The organism is Phytobacter ursingii, assembly GCF_001022135.1.
Taxonomy (GTDB): domain Bacteria; phylum Pseudomonadota; class Gammaproteobacteria; order Enterobacterales; family Enterobacteriaceae; genus Phytobacter; species Phytobacter ursingii.
The window spans coordinates 3,938,390-3,960,028 of record NZ_CP011602.1 but is presented as its reverse complement, the minus strand read 5'-3'; the positions used below and the strand labels follow the sequence as shown (position 1 = coordinate 3,960,028).

General features: G+C 52.0%; 23 protein-coding genes. 15 read left to right on the top strand and 8 right to left on the bottom strand.

Going from position 1 to position 21,639, the window contains the following annotated elements:
• Positions 1-300: 300 nt before the first annotated feature.
• The gene (locus AB182_RS22195) at positions 301-1,719 is read right to left on the bottom strand and encodes an aminotransferase-like domain-containing protein (RefSeq protein WP_047371987.1); all 1,419 of its coding nucleotides are present in this window, start codon (positions 1,717-1,719) and stop codon (positions 301-303) included.
• 176 nt (positions 1,720-1,895) lie between these two features.
• On the opposite strand from AB182_RS22195, the gene AB182_RS30985 reads away from it, so the two are divergent.
• The 3 genes from AB182_RS30985 (at position 1,896) to AB182_RS22185 (ending at position 3,948) form a co-directional block, all read left to right on the top strand.
• Complete coding sequence (locus AB182_RS30985) at positions 1,896-2,063, top strand: DUF1127 domain-containing protein (protein ID WP_071845934.1); 168 nt, start codon at positions 1,896-1,898, stop codon at positions 2,061-2,063.
• 92 nt (positions 2,064-2,155) lie between these two features.
• Complete coding sequence (locus tag AB182_RS22190) at positions 2,156-2,761, top strand: ATP-dependent Clp protease proteolytic subunit (protein WP_047371986.1); 606 nt, start codon at positions 2,156-2,158, stop codon at positions 2,759-2,761.
• A gap of 137 nt (positions 2,762-2,898) precedes the next feature.
• Positions 2,899-3,948 carry a DUF1176 domain-containing protein gene (locus AB182_RS22185; RefSeq protein WP_047371985.1) on the top strand — a complete coding sequence of 350 codons (1,050 nt, stop codon included), beginning with the start codon at positions 2,899-2,901 and terminating at the stop codon, positions 3,946-3,948.
• A gap of 263 nt (positions 3,949-4,211) precedes the next feature.
• Here the strand turns inward: AB182_RS22185 and AB182_RS22180 are convergent, their stop codons facing one another.
• Positions 4,212-4,991, bottom strand: a complete 780-nt coding sequence (locus tag AB182_RS22180) for an NAD(P)H-dependent oxidoreductase (RefSeq protein ID WP_047371984.1) — start codon at positions 4,989-4,991, stop codon at positions 4,212-4,214.
• 88 nt (positions 4,992-5,079) lie between these two features.
• On the opposite strand from AB182_RS22180, the gene AB182_RS22175 reads away from it, so the two are divergent.
• From AB182_RS22175 to AB182_RS22165, 4 genes are all read left to right on the top strand, one after another.
• The gene (locus AB182_RS22175) at positions 5,080-5,973 is read left to right on the top strand and encodes a LysR family transcriptional regulator (RefSeq protein ID WP_047371983.1); all 894 of its coding nucleotides are present in this window, start codon (positions 5,080-5,082) and stop codon (positions 5,971-5,973) included.
• 19 nt (positions 5,974-5,992) lie between these two features.
• The gene (locus AB182_RS22170) at positions 5,993-6,412 is read left to right on the top strand and encodes a FosA family fosfomycin resistance glutathione transferase (protein WP_047371982.1); all 420 of its coding nucleotides are present in this window, start codon (positions 5,993-5,995) and stop codon (positions 6,410-6,412) included.
• A gap of 170 nt (positions 6,413-6,582) precedes the next feature.
• The gene (locus tag AB182_RS30980) at positions 6,583-6,738 is read left to right on the top strand and encodes a type II toxin-antitoxin system HicA family toxin (protein ID WP_380081252.1); all 156 of its coding nucleotides are present in this window, start codon (positions 6,583-6,585) and stop codon (positions 6,736-6,738) included.
• A gap of 48 nt (positions 6,739-6,786) precedes the next feature.
• Entirely contained in the window at positions 6,787-7,194 is a 408-nt protein-coding gene (locus AB182_RS22165) for a type II toxin-antitoxin system HicB family antitoxin (protein WP_047371981.1), read from the top strand.
• A 54-nt stretch (positions 7,195-7,248) separates the two neighbouring features.
• Here AB182_RS22165 and AB182_RS22160 read toward each other — a convergent pair whose 3' ends face one another.
• On the bottom strand, positions 7,249-7,911 hold the full coding sequence (locus AB182_RS22160) for an O-methyltransferase (protein WP_327078451.1): 663 nt from the start codon (positions 7,909-7,911) through the stop codon (positions 7,249-7,251).
• 99 nt (positions 7,912-8,010) lie between these two features.
• Between AB182_RS22160 and AB182_RS22155 the strand changes: the two genes are divergently transcribed.
• Genes AB182_RS22155 through AB182_RS32710 form a run of 4 tightly spaced genes read left to right on the top strand, consistent with a single transcriptional unit; the run spans position 8,011 to position 10,655 of the window.
• Positions 8,011-8,658: a TetR family transcriptional regulator gene (locus AB182_RS22155; protein ID WP_047371980.1), complete on the top strand. Its 648-nt coding sequence runs from the start codon at positions 8,011-8,013 to the stop codon at positions 8,656-8,658.
• 53 nt (positions 8,659-8,711) lie between these two features.
• Positions 8,712-9,236 carry a hypothetical protein gene (locus AB182_RS22150; RefSeq protein WP_047371979.1) on the top strand — a complete coding sequence of 175 codons (525 nt, stop codon included), beginning with the start codon at positions 8,712-8,714 and terminating at the stop codon, positions 9,234-9,236.
• Positions 9,227-9,661: a putative T6SS immunity periplasmic lipoprotein gene (locus AB182_RS22145; RefSeq protein WP_047371978.1), complete on the top strand. Its 435-nt coding sequence runs from the start codon at positions 9,227-9,229 to the stop codon at positions 9,659-9,661. Before AB182_RS22150 ends, AB182_RS22145 begins: the two co-directional genes overlap by 10 nt.
• Positions 9,662-9,698: 37 nt before the next feature.
• A complete protein-coding gene (locus AB182_RS32710) occupies positions 9,699-10,655 on the top strand; it encodes an ankyrin repeat domain-containing protein (RefSeq protein ID WP_167337902.1) in 957 nt (318 codons plus the stop codon).
• 69 nt (positions 10,656-10,724) lie between these two features.
• On the opposite strand, the gene AB182_RS22135 is transcribed toward AB182_RS32710, so the two are convergent.
• The gene (locus tag AB182_RS22135; RefSeq protein WP_047371977.1) at positions 10,725-11,471 is read right to left on the bottom strand and encodes a metallophosphoesterase; all 747 of its coding nucleotides are present in this window, start codon (positions 11,469-11,471) and stop codon (positions 10,725-10,727) included.
• An 86-nt stretch (positions 11,472-11,557) separates the two neighbouring features.
• Between AB182_RS22135 and AB182_RS22130 the strand changes: the two genes are divergently transcribed.
• Both AB182_RS22130 and AB182_RS22125 read left to right on the top strand, forming a co-directional pair.
• Complete coding sequence (locus tag AB182_RS22130) at positions 11,558-12,586, top strand: type IV toxin-antitoxin system AbiEi family antitoxin (RefSeq protein WP_052958905.1); 1,029 nt, start codon at positions 11,558-11,560, stop codon at positions 12,584-12,586.
• A complete protein-coding gene (locus tag AB182_RS22125) occupies positions 12,546-13,355 on the top strand; it encodes a nucleotidyl transferase AbiEii/AbiGii toxin family protein (protein WP_047371976.1) in 810 nt (269 codons plus the stop codon). Before AB182_RS22130 ends, AB182_RS22125 begins: the two co-directional genes overlap by 41 nt.
• Positions 13,356-13,397: 42 nt before the next feature.
• On the opposite strand, the gene symE is transcribed toward AB182_RS22125, so the two are convergent.
• From symE to hsdR, 4 genes are all read right to left on the bottom strand, one after another.
• Positions 13,398-13,739, bottom strand: coding sequence for an endoribonuclease SymE (symE, locus tag AB182_RS22120; RefSeq protein WP_047371975.1), 342 nt, complete (start codon positions 13,737-13,739; stop codon positions 13,398-13,400).
• Positions 13,740-13,953: 214 nt separating this feature from the next.
• On the bottom strand, positions 13,954-15,651 hold the full coding sequence (locus AB182_RS22115; RefSeq protein ID WP_047371974.1) for a restriction endonuclease subunit S: 1,698 nt from the start codon (positions 15,649-15,651) through the stop codon (positions 13,954-13,956).
• A complete protein-coding gene (locus tag AB182_RS22110; protein ID WP_047371973.1) occupies positions 15,651-17,120 on the bottom strand; it encodes a type I restriction-modification system subunit M in 1,470 nt (489 codons plus the stop codon). The genes AB182_RS22115 and AB182_RS22110 overlap by 1 nt, the downstream gene beginning before the upstream one ends.
• Positions 17,121-17,194: 74 nt before the next feature.
• Positions 17,195-19,645: an EcoAI/FtnUII family type I restriction enzme subunit R gene (hsdR, locus tag AB182_RS22105; protein WP_047371972.1), complete on the bottom strand. Its 2,451-nt coding sequence runs from the start codon at positions 19,643-19,645 to the stop codon at positions 17,195-17,197.
• 244 nt (positions 19,646-19,889) lie between these two features.
• Here hsdR and AB182_RS22100 point away from each other — a divergent pair, with 244 nt between their 5' ends.
• Complete coding sequence (locus AB182_RS22100) at positions 19,890-21,023, top strand: DUF262 domain-containing protein (protein WP_047371971.1); 1,134 nt, start codon at positions 19,890-19,892, stop codon at positions 21,021-21,023.
• Complete coding sequence (locus AB182_RS31570) at positions 21,007-21,630, top strand: AAA family ATPase (RefSeq protein WP_052958903.1); 624 nt, start codon at positions 21,007-21,009, stop codon at positions 21,628-21,630. Before AB182_RS22100 ends, AB182_RS31570 begins: the two co-directional genes overlap by 17 nt.
• Positions 21,631-21,639: the final 9 nt, after the last annotated feature.

Below are 21,639 nucleotides of genomic sequence, written 5' to 3'. Positions count from 1 at the left end.
GCGGTGATTTGGTAGCCCCGGTAAGCGTGAGCGCCACCGGGGAGGAAAACGGAGTGTATTGAGACTCCCGGGTGGCGGCGCGGCCGCGCCTTACCCGGGCTACGATGCTTCAGGTGCGGTGATTTGGTAGCCCCGGTAAGCGTGAGCGCCACCGGGGAGGAAAACGAATGTATGGAGACTCCCGGGTGGCGGCGCGGCCGCGCCTTACCCGGCTACGATGCCGCAGGTACGGTGGTTTGGTAGCCCCGGTAAGCGTGAGCGCCACCGGGGATAATCGCAACACCCTGAGCGAAAGGGAGATTAACTCTCTTCCATCGCGATATGAATTGCTTCGCCCAGCTTCGCAATGGCCTCTCGATACCGTTCGGTGAGCGGCAGGGCGCAGTTGATGCGCAGGCAATTGCGGTATTTTCCTGATGCCGAAAACAGCGAACCCGGCGCCGTCTGGATTTTCAGTCGACAGAGCTGGCGCGACACACAGATCATATCCACCCCTTCCGGCAATTCAACCCACAGCATATACCCGCCTTTTGGCCGCGTGACGCAAATTCCACAGGGAAAATACTGGCGGATCCAACAGGTATAGGTTTCCAGGTGCTGCTGATAAAACTGGCGCATCCGGCGAATATGGCGATGGTAGTGGCCGTCGCGAATAAACGCCGCCATCGCCAACTGATTAGTAGGCACTGTGCTGCCGATAGCGGCATATTTCATATGCAGTACCCGATCGCGATAGCGCCCCGGTACAATCCAGCCCACACGCAGCCCCGGCGCGACCGATTTGGTAAACGAGCTGCACAGCAACACGCGGCCATCGATATCAAAAGATTTAATGGTGCGCGGGCGGGGATAGTCGGTGACGAGTTCGCCATAGATATCGTCTTCGAAAATGACAATGTCATGGCGCTGCGCCAGCGCCAGTATCGCTTTTTTGCGCGCATCCGGCATGATCGAGCCCTGCGGGTTGCTGCAACTGGGTACGAGGATCACCCCTTTGATCGGCCACTGTTCCAGCGCAAGTTCCAGTGCCTCAATACTGATCCCGGTTTCCGGATCGGTGGGGATCTCCATCACTTTGATGCCGAAACCACGCAATAACTGCATGGTGCCATAGTAGGAAGGCGATTCCACGGCCACGATATCGCCCGGTTTACAGACCGAAAGCAGGGCAATGCTCAGCGCGCCGTGGCAGCCGTTGGTGATGACGATATCCTCCGGATCCACCACCGTACCGCCATCAACCATCAGGCGGGAAATCTGCTCGCGCAGTTCGCGCCGTCCTTGCAGGGCGTCGTAACTCAGAATGTCACACTGGTTGTGTTGCACCAGTCGCGCCATCTCGCGCCACAGCGGTTTTAATGTTGGCTGGGAAATGTCCGGCGCGCCGCCGCCAAAGTTGAGCATCTCTTTGTCCGAACGGGCATCCAGCAGTGTCAGCACCTCATCCCATTGCGTTACGTCTACCGGGCGCTGAACAGGGCGAGATATGGCGGGCACCGGCGGTTTGGCTTTGCGCGGGGCGACAAAATAGCCCGAGCGCGGCTGCGGGGTGATCAACTGCAGGTTTTCCAGCACCTGATACGCCTGCTGTACGGTGCTGATGCTCACACCGTGTTCCTGGCTCAGATTCCTGACTGACGGCAATTTCTCGCCGTGACGGTAGAGGCCTTGCTCAATGCGCTCCGCCAGTAAGGTGGCCAGATTTTCATAACGTGTCATGCTGTATCATTTGTTGCCACCATACAGATTATAAAACCAGTACAGATGGCGGAGAAAAATGCCGTTCAGATACAGTTGTAGGCGATCTGTATGTTAAAGAAAAGTAATTTCTGCGTCTGTATTGCATACAGGAATTCCAGAGAAAATAGGGCTCTGTTCTGGTGAGGAGAGACGCGATGGAATTCTTTGAAAATAGACCGAAACGACCGTTTGTCGGGTTCGTACAACTGTGGCATTGGGTGAAACGAAAATGGGAACGGCGTAAGACGCGGATAATTTTGCAGAATCTCAGCGATGAGCAACTGAAAGACCTGGGGTTGCGTCGTGACGATCTGGGTTATTGATCCCCCAAAAGTGCGGAGATAACATCTTGTTATTTTCCGCCTTTTATGGCGTAGACTATACTTAATGCCATTATCACTACGGGGGATTCACCATGCATTACATGGGCAGTAAAGACGACGATAAAAAAGAGAACGAAGGCGGCAACGTCACGCAGATGATGCAGCAGAAGTTGCTGGATTCGCGCTCGATCATTATCTCCGGTGAGATTAACCAGACGCTGACCGAAAAAGTGGTGACCCAACTGCTGCTATTGCAGGGGATCAGCGATGCGCCGATCAAAATTTACCTGAACAGCCAGGGCGGCCATGTAGAAGCTGCGGATACCATTCACGACATCATTAAATTCATCAAGCCGGAAGTGCATATCATTGGCACTGGCTGGGTGGCGAGCGCCGGGATCACCATTTTCCTGGCGGCGAAAAAAGAGCACCGCTACGCGCTGCCGAACACCCGCTTTATGATCCATCAACCGCTGGGCGGCGTACGTGGCCAGGCGAGCGATATTGAGATCGAAGCGAAAGAGATCATCCGTATGCTGGAGCGTGTGAACCGTCTTATCGCCGATGCGACCGGGCAACCGGTAGAGAAAGTGAAACAAGACACTGACCGCAACTACTGGATGAACCCGCAAGAAGCGATTGATTACGGCATTGTCTCCCGCGTAGTAAACAGCTACGGCGACCTGAAACTGGATTAATTACCCCTCTCCCGATCCCCTTCCTGTGCGAGGGGGATCAAATCCACGTTATTTCCTTTCACCGTAGAAAAAATTTCACTTCTCCGAATGCGCTAAATTCTTCACACTGTCGGCGATGGTGAATACGGAGAAACGGCATGAATAAGAGTTATAAAGCCGCACTGGTGATGATAGCGACGCTCAGTGCGCCGGTAATGGCAGAAAACAATAGCACCACGTTTAACCACAAAGATTGGGAAGTCGTTTGTGATAACACGCTGACCTGTCGCGCTGCGGGTTATAGCAAGGAAGAAGAGGCCAGCGGGTCGGTACTGCTGGTGCGTAAAGCCGGTGCGAATACGCCGCTGGTTGTCGATGTTGTGCTTGCGGAAATGGAATCTGATGAGACCTCGCCGCAGCCCAAACTGGTCCTGTGGATTGATGACAAAGAGATCGGTGAAGTCGAGCCGGAAGACAGCGATACCTGGCGGTTATCGCCCGCGCAGACCCAGGCGCTGATCGAGGCGGTAAAAGGCAGCGGCAAAGTGGAGTTTAAAGGCGGTGCAAAACCATTCGAGCTGTCTGGTGATGGCGCGACAGCGGTGCTGCTGAAGATGGATGATGTGCAGGGGCGTCTGGACACCCCCGGCGCGCTGGTGAAGAAAGGTGATAAACCGGAAAGCGGTGTACCGGCGGCGAAAGAGCCTCCGGTGATTCAGGCAGCCAAAGTCAGCGATGCGCAAGAACGTGTGCTCAATGAAACGGAGGTTGCCGCGCTTAAGCCTAAATTGATTGCCTCTTTACCCAAAGACACCAATTGCGAGCGTCTGAAATCGCCGGACCCGCAGGCGGATGAGGGGGATAACGATATCAGCCTGACGCCGCTGGACGATACCCACGCGCTGATTTCCACGCTCTGCTGGCGCGCGGCCTATAACGAAGGCTATGGCTTCTGGGTTATCGACAGCAAACTTGCGGGCGAACCGGTGCTGGTGACCGACTCCGCTTCGGATTACAGCGATGGCCTGATTTCGCTGGGGCAGCGCGGTCGTGGCATTGGTGACTGCTGGGCATCCGCTGAGTGGGTGTGGGACGGTAAAGCGTTCACCCAGAGCAGCGAATCCACCACCGGTATGTGCCGCTATGTTCGTGCTGGCGGTACCTGGGATCTCCCATCGTTTGTCGCCCAGGTTAAAGAGCCGGAATAAGGCGCATCCTGAACACCCCCGGTGGCGCTGTCGCTTACCGGGGCTACGAAGGCGCGGTGGTAGCCCGGATAAGGCAACGACGCCTCCGGGAACACCCCCGGTGGCGCTGCCGCTTACCGAGGCTACGAAGTGCGGTGGTAGCCCGGATAAGGCGCAGCCGCCTCCGGGAACCCCCCGGTGGCGCTGACGCTTGCCGGGGCTACGAAGGTGTGGTGGTAGCCCGGATAAGGCGCAGCCGCATCCGGGTTATTCTTCTGGCTGCATTACGACTTCATATGTACGCCAAACCCGCCTTCACCAGGCGCAATATCCTCGCGTAACGTCAGCGCGGGAATCACATAATCCCCCGCGTTTTGCTGCCGGAAAGGCAGCGGTTCTACCTGCCAGAGCGTGTCCAGACGGTGTGCCAGTTGCTGGCAATACGCGGCATATTTCTTATCATCTGTTTTGCTGGTGCGATAAATCACCAGCGGCGGCAACACCTCGAAACCCGGATAAAACAGCATCCCGTGCTGGATAGGGAACAGAATATCGTCGATAGGGCCGTTGATTCCGCGCGGGCTATAGTGTGATTCCCAGCCACCCGTCGTCACCAGCAACATTGCCCGTTTACCTGACAGGTTTCCCTCGCCATAGCGATCGCCCCAGTGAGTGTCGCTGTGTTCACCCACACCATAGGCAAATCCGTACGCATAAACCCGGTCGAACCACCCTTTCATAATGGCAGGCATCGAAAACCACCAGAGCGGGAACTGGAAAATGACCGCGTCCGCCCAACGTAATTTCTCCTGCTCGGCGGCAATATCCGCACTCTGCAAACCCTGCTCAAAGGCCTGTTTTGAATCCATTGACGGGTGGAAATGGTCACCTGCCAGCGGGGCGAGCGTGTCGTCGGCATCCAGCTGTGATTTCCAGTTCATGGCGTAGAGATCGGAAACCTGCACGTGGTGCCCGGCATTTTCCAGATGTGAAACAGCAAAGTTATTGAGCGCGCCGTTCAGGGAGTGGGATTCGGGATGGGCATAAACCATCAAAACATTCATCGTATGTACCTGGTATGGGGAAAGTCCCCCCACGGTAGTGAATGAAGAGGTATAGTAGAAATTAATTACTGTTATTGCAGGTATAGTCATGGTTAATTTTCGTCGTATCGATTTGAACCTGTTAGCGACGCTGGATGTACTGCTGACTGAGCTTAACGTGACGCGGGCCGCGCAGCGGCTCAATTTGTCGCAGCCCTCGGTCAGCGTGCAGCTCGCCCGCCTGCGGGAGATTTTTGCTGACCCGCTGTTGCTGCCAGGACCACGCGGCATGCAACCGACCGCCCGCGCCGATGAACTGCGGGTGCCGTTACGACGGGCGCTTGATGCGCTGGAAAGCGCTGTGTCATCCGGTAGCGCCTTTGACCCGGCAAGCGCCGATCTGACCTGGAAGATCGCCGCCACGGATTACACCGAGTCCGCCGTGGTGCTCCCGGCACTCAACAGCCTGCGGGCCGCTGCACCCGGCACCCGGTTGGCGCTGTTCGAGTTGAACCCCGCGCAGATTTTGCGCCAGGCGGAGCAGGGCGATGTCGATCTGATCTTTCATACTCGCGAAGGGTCGCCGCCTGCCCTGCACCAGCGACTGCTGTTTACCGAGCGCTATGTACTGGCCGGGCGACTGAACCATCCGGCCTTAAAACGGCGCCCGACGCTGGCGCAGTTCTGCAAGCTGGAACATGTGATTGTGTCGCCGGAAGGCGGGGGCTTTAGCGCGATAACCGATGAGGTACTGGCAAAAAGTGGGCTTTCACGGCGCGTCGTTCTTTCCGTACCCCATTTTTTGTTTATGCTGGAGGCGCTGGCGACCAGCGATCTTGTGGCCGTATTGCCGGAACGTCTGGTGAAAAAGGCTGGGGCCTTGCAGGTGGTGGACCCGCCCGTGCCGCTGCCGGGGTTCGATATGCTGATGCTCTGGCATGAACGTCTGCATCGTGACCCGGCGCACCAGTGGTTGCGACAACACTTACTCGACTGCCTTTAATTTCTACTGAGATGACAACATGTTAAAAGGCCTGAATCACCTGACGCTGGCGGTGAGTGATATTGCCGGTAGCATCGATTTTTATCATCGCCTGTTGGGACTGCCCCTGCATGCGCGCTGGGATAGCGGCGCGTACTTGAGCTGTGGCGATCTGTGGCTTTGCCTGTCGCTGGACGCGCAGCGGCACTACATCGCCTCGCAGGAGAGCGACTACACCCACTATGCGTTTAGCATTGATGAAAATGACTTCGCCGCGTTTGTGGCACGTCTTACGCAGGCGGGCGTGACGTCGTGGAAAGAGAACAAAAGCGAAGGGGAGTCGTTCTATTTTCTTGACCCGGACGGGCACAAGCTGGAAGCCCACGTGGGCAACCTCGCGCAGCGGCTGGCCGCCTGCCGCGCGAAGCCGTACAAGGGAATGGTGTTTTTTGACGGGTAGCCCCGGTAAGCGCAGCGCCACCGGAGAAATCCCGGATGTTTACGTACGCTGAATATCATTTATACCCACCATACCTACAAATGCATTGGTGCTGGTGTGGGTAGTGGGTATACTCTCTTTGCATTGTAAAAAGGGAGACATTATCGAAAGGGATGACAAGCAGAGAACTCATGAAACAACTGCAAGAGCGTGGCTGGGTTCTTGACCGGGTGAAAGGGAGTCACCACACGTTCGTCAAGGTGGGGGTATCATATGTGATTACGGTACCTCACCCTGAAAAGGATATTGCAAAGGGAACATTGCAGAAGATCCTGAAACAAATGTAATTAAGCGGCACCGGGCCGGTGCCCTTTCAATCTTAATAGAGGTAAACCATGAAATTTCCGATCTATCTGCATCAGGCTGATAGCGGCAGTTTCTCCGGATTTGTTCCGGACATCACAGGCTGCTATTTCGCGGGTGACACGATTGATGCCGCGATTGCCGATGCCTGGAGTGCGATCGATGCTCATCTGGATTATGTCACCGAGAAAGGCGAACTGGTGCCGCAAGCGCAGAGTATTTCCGTGCATATGAATGATGAAGATTGCCAGGGCGGTATTTGGGCTTATGTTGATGTTGATTTAAGCAAATATGACAGTAAAGCGGTGAAGTTGAACATTACCTTGCCGCAGAATTTATTAGTCAAAATAGACACGTACGTTGAGCGGCATCGGGAATACGGATCGCGCAGTGGCTTCTTTGCCGACCTGGCGCGTCGGGAGCTACAAAAAAGCGCATAACTCCCTTCTCATGAGCGCGTGCAGCCCGCCTTACACGGCGGGCTTTTCAGCCCATCACCCCAGCCAGACAGACAGCTCTACATCTTCGCTAAACGGTGTCGACAAATAACCGTTTTCTGGCGAACGGACCTTTTCCAGATACGGCGGGTAATAATCGGCGTTATCAGCGACGATCAGCGCCCCTTTTCTCAGACGCGGTTCCAGTAAATCCAGGATCTCCGGGTAGAGCGATTTCGCGCCGTCAAGCAGCACCAGATCAATCGTATCGGGCAGATCCTGGCGCAGGGTTTCCAGCGCATCGCCTTCGCGGATCTCAATCAGATCGCTCACCCCGCCCAGGTTAAAATGTTGCCGTGCGCGCGCCGCTTTGGATGGCTCGAACTCGCAGGTAATCAGCCTGCCGCCGCCGTTATCGCGCAGTGCCGCCGCCATGTGCAGCGCCGAGATCCCAAAGGAGGTGCCGTACTCGACAATGGTGTGCGCGTTGCTACTGCGCGCCAGCATATACAGCAGTGTACCGGTCTCTTTTGACACCGGAAGCCACAGATCTTTCAGTCGCCCATAGAGATCCCGGTAGTCGGTTTTGCTCTGTAAAAGGCGTATTTGTTCTTCTTCGGAAACATTATCCAGCGCGGTGCTGGTGGTCGCTTCGGCCTCGGCAAACAGACGCTCCAGTAACAATGACAGCGGCGCGGTGGTGAGGGTGGTCATGGTCATGCAGGACTCCAGTAATAAATGTGACTAATTATTCGCATTCAGAATATGATGGATTCGTCGCATTCACTATTCGCATTCCTCTGGCTGGAGACTCTTCGAATGACATCGCGTTCAACCCCGCGAATTTCCTCGCGAAAACAGCCGCGTCAGGCACGTTCTACGGCGCTGGTCACCGCAATCCTTCAGGCGGCTATTCAGGTTTTAGCCGAGGAAGGTGCGCCGCGATTTACCACCGCGCGGGTGGCGGAACGTGCCGGTGTGAGCATCGGGTCGGTGTATCAGTACTTTCCCAATAAGGCCGCGATTCTTTTCCAGCTCCAGTTTGAAGAGTGGCAGCGTACAACCACGCTACTGCGGGACATTTTGCAGGACACCCGTCATCCGCCATTCCAGCGTATGCGCTCGCTGGTGCTGGCCTTTGTGCGCTCGGAGTGTGAAGAGGCGGCGATGCGCACCGCGCTGGATGACGCCGCGCCCTTGTATCGCGATGCCCCTGAGGTAACAGCAGCAAAAGCCGCAGGAGAGGGGATTTTTCAGACCTTTGTGCAGGAGGTGCTACCGAATGAGACGCCAGTAAAACAGGCGCTGGTCTGTGAACTGGTGACCACCACCCTTGGCGCGGTGGGCAAAGCCTTCTCTGTAGCGCCACGTAGCGAGACGGACATTACCGCGTTTGCAGCAGAACTGGGGGAAATGCTGTGCGGATATCTGCAGTTGAAAGAAGGAAAGCCACGCGGCGGCGATTGAAAAATCATTCGTAAGGTTTATATATATGAGGTCGTCATAATCTGAGGATGTATATGGACGGGGAAGGGAGTCAGCGGTTATTGCAGCCGGGCGAGATCCGTCTGGCAAGAAGTGTCTTCGGTAACAGTCTTGAATATCACAAAATCTGGGTGCATCACGACAGCTATTTCCCGTTTGGCTTACAGCCCCAAAGTGCGGGAATGGCCCCTGATGGCGAACTCTATTTTCGCGAATGGTACCGCAACGATTTTTCGCGAGAGTCTCATCCTTTTCAGCATATCTTTATTCACGAACTCAGCCATATCTGGCAGCGTAATCGCGGCATGTATGTGCGGGTAAATGGCTTAATCAGTGGGCTGGTCAGCTATCGCTACCATTTAAATGGGCGGCCGTTACGACGTTATTCGATGGAACAGCAGGCACAAATCATTGCCGATTATTTCATTCTCAAAACTTACGGCTATGCTTCGTGGATGGCATTAAGAGCGAGAGGCGATGTGACGCTGGACGGTGATCTCCGGGAGTCCCGCATGTTGTCTGAATATCAAAAAACATTGCAGGGGTTTCCATGGTGCTAAGAAGGGGAATAACGCGCGGTATGCTCTTACTGGCGTCCCTGCTGGCATTGACGGGCTGTCCGGGGTCAGGCGACAGGCTCAGACCCGATGAAACGACCTCGGTGAGACGTACGGCAAATAATGAAGTCTGTTTTGCCGTACATAATGCGCAAGATTACCAGCCTGTTTTTATCTCTATTAATCCCCGCGCTATTCCGCCATCGAAACAAAAATATTTCCTGAGGCCGCCTTTAACAGTGAAAGATGCGCAACTGTGTATTCCGTCCTCTTTCTATACTTTCGCCAGTGACGGGCAATTTATTGTTAAGTACATCCTTAAATCGAGAACCCAAAGCGTGCCAACACGCAGCGTCGTGGTCGGGGTGGAAGTTTCAAAAGGGGAAATATATGCCTTCCCCTTAGCGAATAATGAAATCACTCGCTAAAGGATGATGTTAAGACGGAACAGCAAAAGGAGTCTATATGGCCGATTCACTGGCGCTGGCGGCAGGCCAGCTTTCTCTTAATGCCTGGCAGGGGAAGTGGGGTGAGGTTCTGGGTATCCTCGAATACTCTCCCTCGCTGATTAATCATGTTTCGCAGAAAAAAGGCTATTCCGCCCTGCATCAGGCTGCATGGCACGGTGCAGATTTAACGATCATTGGGCGCTTGCTGCAATACGGCGCGGATACCCAACTCAAGACGCATGAGCAGCAAACGGCGTATGACATTGCCGTTAAGAAGCATGCACAGCGTGAGGATCTGCGGTTTGTGCTCTACCCCGCCTCGCGAACACTCGCCCAGTTGATGCGCAAGATTTTCGCCCAGGGCATGCCGGAATTGATGCATTACCCCGATAAGTTGCTGATGGACAATCTGGTGATGCTGCTCAGCGATGAAGTGTGTGTTTCCCCCACGTCCAGCGCGAAGGAGCGCTTTTATGCCGCCTTTATGGCGATGACGGGAACGCCGCTCTCAACACCTTTTGAACGTCACGCCTCGATTCCCCCAAACTGGTGGGTGGATACCGACTACTGGCGCGATGAGTTTTTACCTCAACTGCTGGAGCTGGAAAAATGCAAATCATGCATTCCGCTGGAACATAGTTGGGCGACGATTGGCGATTTGCTCACACCGGACCACTCCGGTTGGGGGCTCAGAGGCGACCCCTGGTTATGGATGGAGATGCGCAAATCGTTATCCCGTGTCCCTTTGCCGGACACGCTAAAAGATCTGACCGCGCTGCTGCGTAACGTTGTGCTCGCGCGAACCAATTCAACTATGCTGGATGACGATGCCGTTTATGTCCCGCGTTTTTGCCGCGGCGGCATGAGCAGTGGCCATATCTCACTGCGTTTCTGGGAGCAGAAAGGCATCCCCGCTATTGTGCAGCGCGCCGAGTGGTTAAGGGAGATGTGGGGCACTGGCGAGCGGGGCTAAGGTATCGCTTGTTCACGGATTTTATGTGTTCATGCTGCGTGAACAACGGTAATACGTGAACAAGCAAGATCAGTTAACGCCCTTCAATGTCGTCACAACGTACTTGCGATTGCACAGGTAAAGCGTGTTTGTATCCGTTTCCAGCATACCCAGCGCAGAGTCCGGATGTTGTGGCGGCAGGCTGAAATCAAGATTAATGCAATTCCCCTGCTGTCTGTTTGCTGGTGTGACGGAAGTGTGCCCACTCACCACGTAATCGATGCCCTTCACTGGCGTATGGCAGCGAGTCAGATGTCGCCGCCTTCCGGCCAGGCAATTGTTTAGCGTCAGGCGATCGCCCGCAAACAGGGAAGCCAGAAATATATTGATGTCATTCACTTCGGGGATAATTTCACCGTGGATAACGCACCAGCGGTGGTTCTGGCCGGACAATAAAATCACCAGCGGAAGGCGGGAAATCGTCTCGCAAAGCGCGTGTTGTGCGGACGCGTGCAGCGTGAAAAACCACTCACCACCTTGCTGGGCGATCTTTTCCTCGGCCCTTTTTTTTGCGCCAGCGTCAGGGGCGAAATACCATGCCAGCAAGGCGTCTTCATGATTACCGCGAACGGCGTAGAACCAGGGCTTATCTGGCAACGTGAGACAGTCGAGTGCCGCCGGCCCTCTGTCAAACAGGTCGCCTGTGGCAATCAGCCGATCGTGATGTTCGTCGAAATGGGCATGTGAAAGTAGCGCCTGCAAAGATGGAAAAGCACCGTGCAAATCGCCGAGAATAAAATCTCTGCCCGTGCGATTAGGTAAAAGTGTGACAATCATGGTGTCTGTCTCCCTGACGATGACGGGCCTGATAGTAAAACAGAGGTTGCCCACGAGAAAGTTTTGTTCATAAAATGAGTTTGTTCATGCAGCGTGAACAAGAGGGGAATCGTGAACAAATGAATGACGAACTGAGTGTTGTGAGCGAGATTCTGGCGCAACTGCCGCCGCCGCTGAAAGGCGAGGTTGGGGAGCATCCCGAAGGCGGTAGCGACGGGGGGCTATTTTTAAATATGCCGGACGGGCAGGCGCGCTATTTTCACTATGGTGTAAAAATGCAGCCGCGCAAAGAATGGCTGATGAACTGGAAAATGCTGTGGAAAAAGGCAGAAATGTCCGAGGAGGTATTGCTATTTTGCGACCATCTCACTCCCGCATTACAACAATACTGCCAGCAAAATCAGATTAATTTTATCGATAGTGGCGGGAATGCATTTATCTCTGTACCCGGTTTTTATCTCAATATTTCAGGGAAGAAAAGTGAGAAAGTAAAAAAGCAAACCGGCCGAATGTCCATTGGCGTGATGAAATTGCTTTTTGTGCTGTTGTCTGATGAACGCATCATTAATTATACCTACAGAGAGATTGCTGAATTAGCCGGTATTTCGCTGGGTATGGTTGGCAAAGGCTTCGAGTATTTGGCCGATAAAAAATGGTATCGGCAGGGGCGTAATGGCCGCCGCTTTACCCGCCAGAGTGAGCTGTACCAGATATGGATCCAGGAATATGCGTCTGTTCTACGCGCCGGGATTAAAAGTATGCGCCTGGCAGGCAATATTCCCTGGCAGGACATCGTGTTGCAACCGGGAGAGTGCTGGGCTGGAGACGTGGCGGGCCATGAACTTAGTGACGGTTATTTGCACCCGGAAACCATAAAAATCTTCACGCCATTATCTTTCACCGAGCGCTGGAAAACGCTGGCATTACGCCCTGCGCCAGAGGGAAGTTATGAGCTTATCGAGACTTTCTGGGGAAACGCTTTTCGGATAAATACACAAAGCTATGCATTACTCACTATTGCAGAGCTGGTGGCATCGCAGGACGACCGAAGCATAGAAACGGCGAGGATGATCAATGAGCGATATTTACACGCTGAGTCAGCCATTATCGGCTGAAATCCAGACTACGTTAGAAAAGGTTAACCGCATTTGTACGGTCGCAGGGTGTGAGTTTTTTATTGCTGGTGCAACGGCCAGAGAGGTTTTGCTTACCCATGTTCACGGCAGGAAAACCGGGCGCCATACGCGAGATATTGATATCGCGGTTTTTATTGATACATGGGAGCAGTTTACTGCCTTAAAGGCATCGATGCTGGCGGGCGGCGCTGCGGAAGTCAAAGGCAATGCGCACCGTTTACTGTGGGATGACATTGAGCTGGATATCATCCCTTTCGGCGGTATTGCCGAGGGCAACGAAGTGGCCTGGCCGCCGGACAGGGACATCATCATGTCCGTGGATGGTTTTACGGAAGCCTGGACTCATGCCGTTTCCGTGGATATTCCGCAGTGTGGTGTCGTTCGTTTTTGTTCGCTACCTGGCTTGTTGTTACTGAAATTATTTGCCTGGCGCGACCGGGGTGACAGAAGCAATAAAGACGCTGTCGATATCTACAAAATCCTGTGTGAATATGCCGTGATTGAAGACGCTCGCCTCTATGACAATACCGAATGGGGAGAACGCGTCGACTGGGAGCCTGAGCGACTGGGGGGAATGCTTGCGGGGCATGATGTTGCGGCCATGGCAATGCCAGAAAGCCTTGAAAGTTTGCAAAAACTGGACCCGGATGCGCTGGTCGATGCAATTGTTCGCCAGCCGGGTGCTGGCCATGTAGATGACATCGAAAACAGAATAAACGATTTCTGGTACACGCTTGTGCAACAATAAGCAGCGGAGCGCGAGGGGTTGCGCTCCGAATATTACAGTGCGTTACGCTCGCAGTTTATTTGCGGCTTTACCGCTAATCACACCAATAAATTCCTGTACCTGCTTTTGTTTACGTGCAGACAGTTTATTAACCTGACGCAGGGAATGCATTAATTCCGGCTCTGGTGGTTTCACGGTCAGCACGATACAGCCTTCCATCACCTTAATATCGATTTTGCTGCCAGTGGCAAAACCGGCGGCTTCCAGCCACTGGCCCTTCATGATAATCGCCGGGATATGCTGGTGATCGTCAAAGCGGCTCGCATAACTTACGGTTAAGTGACGGTTATTTGCCGGGGAGACTTCTGGATCGCACGGATCTGCAATAGAATGGGTATCAGTCATGACTGCTATTCTCCGAGAATAGTGATTGTGATTAGCGAGGCGCTCGTGTTCCAGCACGGGCGTCTTGCGAAAAATACCTGTATATATCATCAGGGAATAGAAGGAAAGTCCAGCTGAAAATGAATGAAAATAACGGCAGGAATAAAGGGAAGGATTATTTCTGGTGATGGGAATAAAGCGGCTATTTAGCCGCTTTATTGGTTTCTGGGGCTGGTTAATTGATGGCGGCGTCGGTGAGGGCGTCGGCCAGGTGGAGCTGGGTTTGTTGGGCGGATTGAATTTGTAATTTCAAATTATCGCATATATGAAATAGCTCAGTTATTTTTTTATGAATTCTAAATTGTTCTTGTAATGGTGGGCATGCAAAAGCATAAAGCATCACACTATTAGCAGATAGATTAGGCTGCGCTGAACCATTATCAAAACGAAAAATTTGCGAGCGTCCAAATGGACTGATTAAATAATTATATATATGTTCTCCCATTTCTCTAATAAACGGTCGAATGATCATTAGAGACGATGCGATAGCACCAGATTCATATGGTTTTACGAATGCTGTTTTACCGAATGTAGCTCCGCGCAAACAATAAACTAAATCTCCGCTTTGAATTTTACCACTTCTTAACTCATTAAATTTTTTCTCAGTAATGAAATTCATATCTGTTATGGATAGAGTCCCATTTTTCTCTATGTGACCTGTATTTATCCAAGGGATTCCGTGAACAACGTATTCATTTTTATTAGGATAGTTGCTTCCCCGATCTCCGTTAATAAACTCAGAGATTAAACCAAATTTACACCATTGCCACCCACTCGGCAGTTCAAACGGTTTTTCCTCATCGCTAATCGGTGGCAACGGTTTTTGCTTTTTCATTTTCCCGTCTTTCACCAGTTGCGTTTTTTCCTGCGCAATACGGTTAAGCAGTTCAGAGGCCGGTTCGTCGTTCGGATCCTGTGGCACCAGTTTGCCCATCACCGCCAGTTGCAGAATGGTCTGTTTTAAGGCGTCAATGCTAGCTTCGGTGGTAAACAGCGTGTCGAAATGCTTGCTGATACGCGCCCAGTTTTCGGCCAGTTCATCGGCATTCTGGCTGTCGGTTAGCGTGGTTAACAGGGTTTCAACCAGTTGTTGATGGGCATCCAGACTGGTCAGGGAGTGCAGTTCCAGTTGATCGCATAAAGTCATCAATTCATTTACTTTTGATACGATGGCTTTCTGTTCGCTTTGAGGTGGAATCGCTATTGTTAAATTATAAGCATCGTTACGATTTAAGCCGGGCTTAATTCCTTTTCCCAAAGTATCGAGGCCTAAGGTATGAAATTGTATAAAGACAAACTCTAGATCCATCGCACTTGGAGGGATCGTACTATAAGCAACATCTGTCACCCAGCAGGCAGCCTGATCTGAGAGGTTTAATGCCCCTGCTGAACCTTTTCTGCCAATAACAATACATGGTGATTTAATGCATGCTTCGTTGTGTGTGCCTACAATTCCATTGGAGCCATATACATTATATTCGCCAGAATTAGCTCTTTTTTCTTGAGGTAAATTATTACCATATTCCATTTCATAGATGCTACCAAACCGTACCCACTCCCACCCCGCCGGCAGCTCAAACGGCTTCTCCTCCTCGCTAATCTCCGGCAGCGGCTTCTGTTTTTTAATCTTCCCCTGCTTCACCAGCTCGGCCTTTTCCGCCGCAATGCGTTTCAGCAGTTCAGACGCCGGTTCGTCGTTCGGATCCTGCGGCACCAGCTTGCCGCGCACCGCCAGCTCCAGGATCAGCTCGCGCAGCTTCTTAATGCCGTACAGATCGATCTTGCCCGAGCTGCCGCGCCCTGCCGTGGAGCGGGTTTGCAGCGCCGTGGTCCAGGCATCGATATGGTCGACAATCAGTTTTTCCACCGCCATCAGTTGGTCTCCTTACCGGAGAGCGCCGCGCCGAGGATATCGCGCAGCTGGTGGCGCAGGGTCTGGATCTCCTGCTGCTGCTTGGCGTACTGCGCCAGCAGTTCATCCGGATCGTGGCTGACGGTTTCCGCCTGGTGTGGGTTTTTGATATCGAGGTTAAAGTTGCGGGCAATCACCTCGTCGATGCTGACCTTCCACGCCTGCTCGTTCTCGACGCGGCTGGCGAAGCCGTCGGCCTCGTTGCCCCACCAGTCGATCTCGGCCTGGAACTCTTCAAACTTCATCGGTTTGGTTTTGCTGTAGTTTTTCACACCCGCCGGGTACGGGTGCTCGTAGAACCAGATCTCTTTGGTCGGCTGGCCTTTGGTAAAGAACAGCAGGTTGGTTTTGATCCCGGTGTACGGGTTAAACACGCCGTTCGGCAGACGCACGATGGTGTGCAGGTTGCACTCCTCGGTGAGCAGCTTTTTGATCTTGGTTTTCACGCCTTCGCCAAACAGCGTGCCGTCCGGCAGCACCACCGCCGCGCGGCCGTTTTTCGCCAGCACTTCAATAATCAGTTGCAGGAACAGATCCGCCGTTTCGCGGGTCTGCATCTCTGCCGGGAAGTTCTTCTCAATGCCGTCTTCTTCGGTGCCGCCGAACGGCGGGTTGGTGACGATGACATCCAGCTGTTCATCCCACGACGACAGCGGTTTATTGAGGGTGTTGTCGTGACGAATTTGCACCGGCACTTCAATGCCGTGCAGCAGCATATTGGTGGTCGCCAGCAGGTGCGGGAGCTGCTTTTTCTCCACGCCGTGGATCTGCTGTTGCAGCGTCTGGTGATCGGCCACGCTTTTCACGTATTTGGTTTTTACGTGATCGAACGCGCAGGCGAGGAAGCCGCCGGTGCCGCAGGCCGGGTCCATAATCGACTCGCCGAGTTTCGGATCGACGCGATCGACCATAAAGCGGGTGACGGCGCGTGGGGTATAAAACTCGCCGGCATTGCCCGCCGATTGCAGATCTTTGAGGATCTGTTCGTAAATGTCGCCGAACAGGTGGCGTTCGCTGGCGCTGGTGAAGTCGATTTCGTTGAGCTTGTTGATCACCTGACGCAGCAGGGTGCCGTTTTTCATGTAGTTATAGGCATCGCTGAACGCCTGTCTGACCACAAAGCCGCGCGGGTTCTTATCAATCGGTGCGGTGAGGTTTTTCAGCGCCGGGAACAGATCGTCGTTGACGAACTCCAGCAGGGAATCGCCGGTAATGCCCTCGGCGTTCGCCGCCCAGGTGCGCCACAGGTAGCGCTGCGGGATCGGGTACTGATAGTTATCCTGTTCCAGTTCCAGCGCCTCTTCCTGTGCGTCAAAGATTTTCAGAAACAGCAGCCAGGAGAGCTGGCCGAGGCGCTGCGCATCGCCGTCCACACCGGCGTCTTTGCGCATAATGTCCTGTAAGGATTTGATAACTGAGCTGATTGACATGATGTGTTCCATGCTTCATTAACAATAAGGCCCTCTGCTACGCGGTGGCAGCAGAAGGCGCAAAAGGGGAGTGGTTACGCGGAGCGGGGCGGTAAGTGGTAGATTTCGCTTTCCAGCTCGCTGATGGCCTGATTATACCCGTTACGGTCGCCGAATCCGCTTTTAATGATCTCCGGCAGCGTACCCATGCTGTCGAACGGCTTGAGCTTCAGCACCTGAATACTCTCTATTTCCTGCACGCCCGCGTCGGCATATTTATCCAGCAGCGTATTCAGTACCGCCTGCGCGGCGTCGGAGTATTTGGTGAAGTAGTTGCGCTTACGCACGTTCTCCGCCCGCTCTTTGCGGGTTAACGGCGGCTGACCATACACCACGTGGCACAGCATGTCGAACGGGTCGAGCTCTTTACCGACCTCTTCCGCCAGCACTTCCCAGATAATCCCCTGCTGCTCCAGCTCTTTGATGATGGCCTGTTTGCGCTCGGCGTCCTGCCATTTGCGGGTGAAATCATCCAGCGAGGCGTACTCTTTGAGCAGAGTTTTGCGGGTGTAGTCTTTGAAGGATTCGGTGACCAGCTTGCCGTCGGCGTCGTAATACTGCACGCGCTGGGCGATCACGCCGACGGCCACGCCGTTGACGTGGAACTTGCGCACTTTGTTTTCCTCGCCGGGAGGAACAGGGCCTATATCGTCGCCTGGTTTGCCAGATGTGTAAGGTGCAGGATCTTCATTTGCCCCGGTGACATTGTCTTCTGAATCGGTTTGAGCCGCTTCTTCCTCTGTCTCTTCTTCAAACTCTTTCTCAAAATCGGAATCGGGATTAGCGATATCGTCCGGCGTGGTGTCCATCACCTTTTCCGGAATACCGTCGAAGCGTTCGTCGGCGAACAGCTCGGTGGCTTTTTTAAAATCAAGGATGGTGAACCACAGCTTGTCGTAGCGTTCATCAATGCGGGTACCGCGGCCGATGATCTGCTTGAATTTGGTCATCGACTGAATGTTTTGGTCCAGCACCACCAGTTTGCAGGTTTTGGCGTCCACACCGGTGGTCATCAGCTCGGAGGTGGTGGCGATAACCGGGTAGTCCTTCCTGGGGTTAATAAAGTTATCCAGTTGAGCTTTTCCAATCTCGTCATCACCGGTGATTTTCATCACGTACTTGTCGTTCTTCTTAACCTGTTCCGGGTTGAGATTGACCAGCGCGCGGCGCATCCGCTCCGCGTGATCGATGTCGTTACAGAAGACGATGGTTTTATCCATCGGGTTAGTGCGTTTAAGGTAATCGGTAATGGTTTTCGCCACCAGTTCGGTGCGTTCATCGATCACCATCGTGCGGTCAAAGTCTTTCTGGTTGTAGATACGGTCGTCGATCAACTCACCGTTTTTATCCACCTGACCTTTCGTTGGTCGCCAGCCCTGCAGGTCAACATCAATGTCGACACGCACCACTTTATAAGGGGCAAGGAAGCCGTCTTCGATACCTTCTTTCAGCGAGTAGATATATACCGGGTCGCCGAAGTAATCGGTGCTGGAGACTTCATGGGTCTCTTTTGGCGTGGCGGTTAAGCCAATCTGTGTGGCGGCGCTGAAGTAGTCGAGGATTTCGCGCCACGCGCTGTCTTCCGAGGCGCTGCCGCGATGGCATTCGTCGATCACAATCAGGTCAAAGAAATCCGGCGCCACCTGTTTAAAGGCTTTTTGATCTTCTTCCGGGCCGGTGATGGCCTGATACAGCGCAAGATGGATTTCATACGCCGGGTCGATAGTGCGACCGCTGACTTTGGTCATTGCCGAACCGAAAGGATGAAAATCGTTGTTTTTGGTCTGGTCGACCAGAATATTGCGATCGGCAAGGAACAGGATCCGCTTCTTACTTTTTGCTTTCCATAAGCGCCAGATAATCTGAAAGGCGGTGTAGGTTTTCCCCGTCCCGGTAGCCATCACCAACAGGGCGCGATTTTGCCCGGCAGAGACGGCCTCAATAGTTTTGTTGATGGCCTGTAGCTGGTAATAACGCGGTGCTTTGCCGCTGCCGTCGTCGTAGTAGTCCTGGGTAATCACCGGAAGCTGAGCTGCGGTGTAGCCTTTCCAGACGCAGAGCTTATGCCAGAGTTCATCTGGCGATGGAAACTCATCCAGGGTAATACTTTTTTCGAGCAGTTCACCTTCTGCTGCCGTGGCATCGCGGAAAATAAAACCGTCGCCGTTGGTGGCGAAGACGAAAGGTACGTCCAGCAGGCGCGCGTACTCGATACCCTGCTGCATCCCTTTGCCGATTTCATGTTTGTTGGCTTTGGCTTCAATCACCGCCAGCGGAATGCCCGGCTTGTGATACAGCACGATATCGGCGGATTTCACCGTTCTACGCGCCGCAACCTTACCGCGCACGATGACTTTGCCGTCCCGGAGTTTGACTTCTTGTCTGATTTGCGTTGTGTCGTTCCAGCCAGCATCGAGGATGGCGGGTATAACGCATTTGGTGATGATATCTGCTTCCGTCAGGGTACTCAGGTTCAGGTCAGCCATTGGGTGCTCTCGATTTAATCAGGACCATTACGATTGTACATAAAATCAGTGGGCTGGCTATGACCACGGGCAGTATATGAGCTTCAAGTTATGGAAAATGACTCGCATAATGATGCTGCTATAGTCGCGGTTGAAGTCAAACTTAGGGTATAATTAGGCACGGTAATTGCTCTGGATTATTAGATTTAGAGTACTTCTCCTGCAACATAGTGATGCGAACAGAAATATGAAAGGTGACCTCAACATGCGTGATGTGGATGATGTAGAAAACGACATTATTGAACTCGAAGGGCAAGAAGAACTCGAGTTAACGTCACATCCGCATCAGATGGGGACTGATACGGAAGTTCGAATTGCGAAAGAACAATCTAGTGTTTTTGAATTATTGCGCCGTGAAGCTCGCGGGCAATTAGTGCTTGCTCCTGATTTCCAACGTAAGATTGTGTGGGACCGAAAGCACCAGTCAGAACTCATCGAATCTATTTTGATGGGGATTCCTATACCGTTAATTTATCTTTTCGAAGACGAAAATGGTGTCCGACAAATAATTGATGGAAAACAGCGAATTTCTGCACTTAAACGCTATATTAATAATGAATTCGCGTTAACAGATCTTTCAATGTTACCTGACTTGAGAGGGAAACATTTTACTGATATACCTCCATTATTGCAGGCTAAGCTTGAGGATTGTCAATTACACTCTTATGTAATTCAACCGCCGACGCCGGAATATGTGAAGTTTAATATTTTTGAGCGAGTGAATCGTGGTGGCATTAATTTGAATAAACAAGAAATGCGTCATGCCTTGTATCAGGGGATTGCAACTCTTTTAATTCAAAATTTAGCTGAACATGAGTCATTTAAGTTGGCAACCGGAGGCGGTGTAAAATCTGAGCGAATGAGGGATCGATATCTGATCCTTCGATTCGTTGCTTTTTATTTATTGATTACAGAGCAATTGCCTGGGGTCGAATTTCGTTCTGATATTGATGCTTTTCTCGCATCGGCTATGAAGTTTATTAATGCAAAAGCAAGTGATGCTTTAATTGATGAAGTTGAATATGCTTGCATAACCGGTATGACTAATATTTATAAAACTTTAGGTTCTGAGGCTTTTCGATTCTCTTCAAAATCGGGGGGGAAGAGACGGCCAGTTAATATGGGCTTGTTTGAAGTATTAGTTATGGTTTTCAGTCAGATTGATTTGAATTTTTTACCACATAATTCGGATCTACTAGGATTTATAGAAGAATATAAGAGTAATTTTGATGCGTTAGGTGTTTTTTCTGGGTCTATAGATACTACGGAATATGTGAAAATTCGATTTGATTTTGCTCGGGAAATGATAAAGAGGATTAAAGATGCTTACACAAATTAGTATCAATGGTTTCAAAAGCCTGGACTCTACGGAACTGCCTTTATCACCATTGACAATATTAACAGGTACCAATTCGTCTGGTAAATCTAGTGTTTTACAGGCGTTGATGTTAATCATTAAGCATAGTGCTTCAGTAAACCAATATAGCATGGAAGATGTTATTAGATTTTTGGCTGATTTTTCATCAATTAGAAATAAAAAAGTTAATGCGAAATCCATACGTATAAGTGTTCAGGATTCTAATAATACAAAACACAATCTAGTCTTGAATGCAGAATACACAGATACTGATAGTCACTTAGGATATCAATATGAACCTCGCGTGATTGGAATTGAGCCTGAATTACTTTATTTAAATGCTAATAGATTAGGTGCACAAGAGTTTCTTCCTGTAGCTGAACGTCGGGTTGGCGGGGCTGGGGAACATTTGTTTTCAACTTTCGATAAAATGAAAAATAATCCAGTTCCAGATTATCTGGTTAAAACCGCCGAGTCGAAAACATTGGCATATCAGGTTTCATACTGGTTGAAATTAATTACTGGAACGAGTTCAGAACTGGTCACTGAAAAAGTAGGAGATCAAGTTAAAGTTGCATTTAGCAATTAGAGAATTGGA

What these genes read in the sequence shown, in the direction of transcription:
- AB182_RS22155 (WP_047371980.1), top strand. Translation starts at nt 8,011, where the DNA reads ATGACATCGCGTTCAACCCCGCGAATTTCCTCGCGAAAACAGCCGCGT.
- AB182_RS22180 (WP_047371984.1), bottom strand. Translation starts at nt 4,991, where the DNA reads ATGAATGTTTTGATGGTTTATGCCCATCCCGAATCCCACTCCCTGAAC.
- symE (WP_047371975.1), bottom strand. Translation starts at nt 13,739, where the DNA reads ATGACTGATACCCATTCTATTGCAGATCCGTGCGATCCAGAAGTCTCC.
- AB182_RS22145 (WP_047371978.1), top strand. Translation starts at nt 9,227, where the DNA reads ATGGTGCTAAGAAGGGGAATAACGCGCGGTATGCTCTTACTGGCGTCC.
- AB182_RS22125 (WP_047371976.1), top strand. Translation starts at nt 12,546, where the DNA reads ATGAGCGATATTTACACGCTGAGTCAGCCATTATCGGCTGAAATCCAG.
- AB182_RS22170 (WP_047371982.1), top strand. Translation starts at nt 5,993, where the DNA reads ATGTTAAAAGGCCTGAATCACCTGACGCTGGCGGTGAGTGATATTGCC.
- AB182_RS31570 (WP_052958903.1), top strand. Translation starts at nt 21,007, where the DNA reads ATGCTTACACAAATTAGTATCAATGGTTTCAAAAGCCTGGACTCTACG.
- AB182_RS22160 (WP_327078451.1), bottom strand. Translation starts at nt 7,911, where the DNA reads ATGACCATGACCACCCTCACCACCGCGCCGCTGTCATTGTTACTGGAG.
- AB182_RS22190 (WP_047371986.1), top strand. Translation starts at nt 2,156, where the DNA reads ATGCATTACATGGGCAGTAAAGACGACGATAAAAAAGAGAACGAAGGC.
- AB182_RS22165 (WP_047371981.1), top strand. Translation starts at nt 6,787, where the DNA reads ATGAAATTTCCGATCTATCTGCATCAGGCTGATAGCGGCAGTTTCTCC.
- AB182_RS22195 (WP_047371987.1), bottom strand. Translation starts at nt 1,719, where the DNA reads ATGACACGTTATGAAAATCTGGCCACCTTACTGGCGGAGCGCATTGAG.
- AB182_RS22175 (WP_047371983.1), top strand. Translation starts at nt 5,080, where the DNA reads ATGGTTAATTTTCGTCGTATCGATTTGAACCTGTTAGCGACGCTGGAT.
- AB182_RS22150 (WP_047371979.1), top strand. Translation starts at nt 8,712, where the DNA reads ATGGACGGGGAAGGGAGTCAGCGGTTATTGCAGCCGGGCGAGATCCGT.
- AB182_RS22110 (WP_047371973.1), bottom strand. Translation starts at nt 17,120, where the DNA reads ATGTCAATCAGCTCAGTTATCAAATCCTTACAGGACATTATGCGCAAA.
- AB182_RS30985 (WP_071845934.1), top strand. Translation starts at nt 1,896, where the DNA reads ATGGAATTCTTTGAAAATAGACCGAAACGACCGTTTGTCGGGTTCGTA.
- AB182_RS22185 (WP_047371985.1), top strand. Translation starts at nt 2,899, where the DNA reads ATGAATAAGAGTTATAAAGCCGCACTGGTGATGATAGCGACGCTCAGT.
- AB182_RS30980 (WP_380081252.1), top strand. Translation starts at nt 6,583, where the DNA reads ATGAAACAACTGCAAGAGCGTGGCTGGGTTCTTGACCGGGTGAAAGGG.
- AB182_RS22130 (WP_052958905.1), top strand. Translation starts at nt 11,558, where the DNA reads ATGCAGCGTGAACAAGAGGGGAATCGTGAACAAATGAATGACGAACTG.
- hsdR (WP_047371972.1), bottom strand. Translation starts at nt 19,645, where the DNA reads ATGGCTGACCTGAACCTGAGTACCCTGACGGAAGCAGATATCATCACC.
- AB182_RS22115 (WP_047371974.1), bottom strand. Translation starts at nt 15,651, where the DNA reads ATGGCGGTGGAAAAACTGATTGTCGACCATATCGATGCCTGGACCACG.
- AB182_RS32710 (WP_167337902.1), top strand. Translation starts at nt 9,699, where the DNA reads ATGGCCGATTCACTGGCGCTGGCGGCAGGCCAGCTTTCTCTTAATGCC.
- AB182_RS22100 (WP_047371971.1), top strand. Translation starts at nt 19,890, where the DNA reads ATGCGTGATGTGGATGATGTAGAAAACGACATTATTGAACTCGAAGGG.
- AB182_RS22135 (WP_047371977.1), bottom strand. Translation starts at nt 11,471, where the DNA reads ATGATTGTCACACTTTTACCTAATCGCACGGGCAGAGATTTTATTCTC.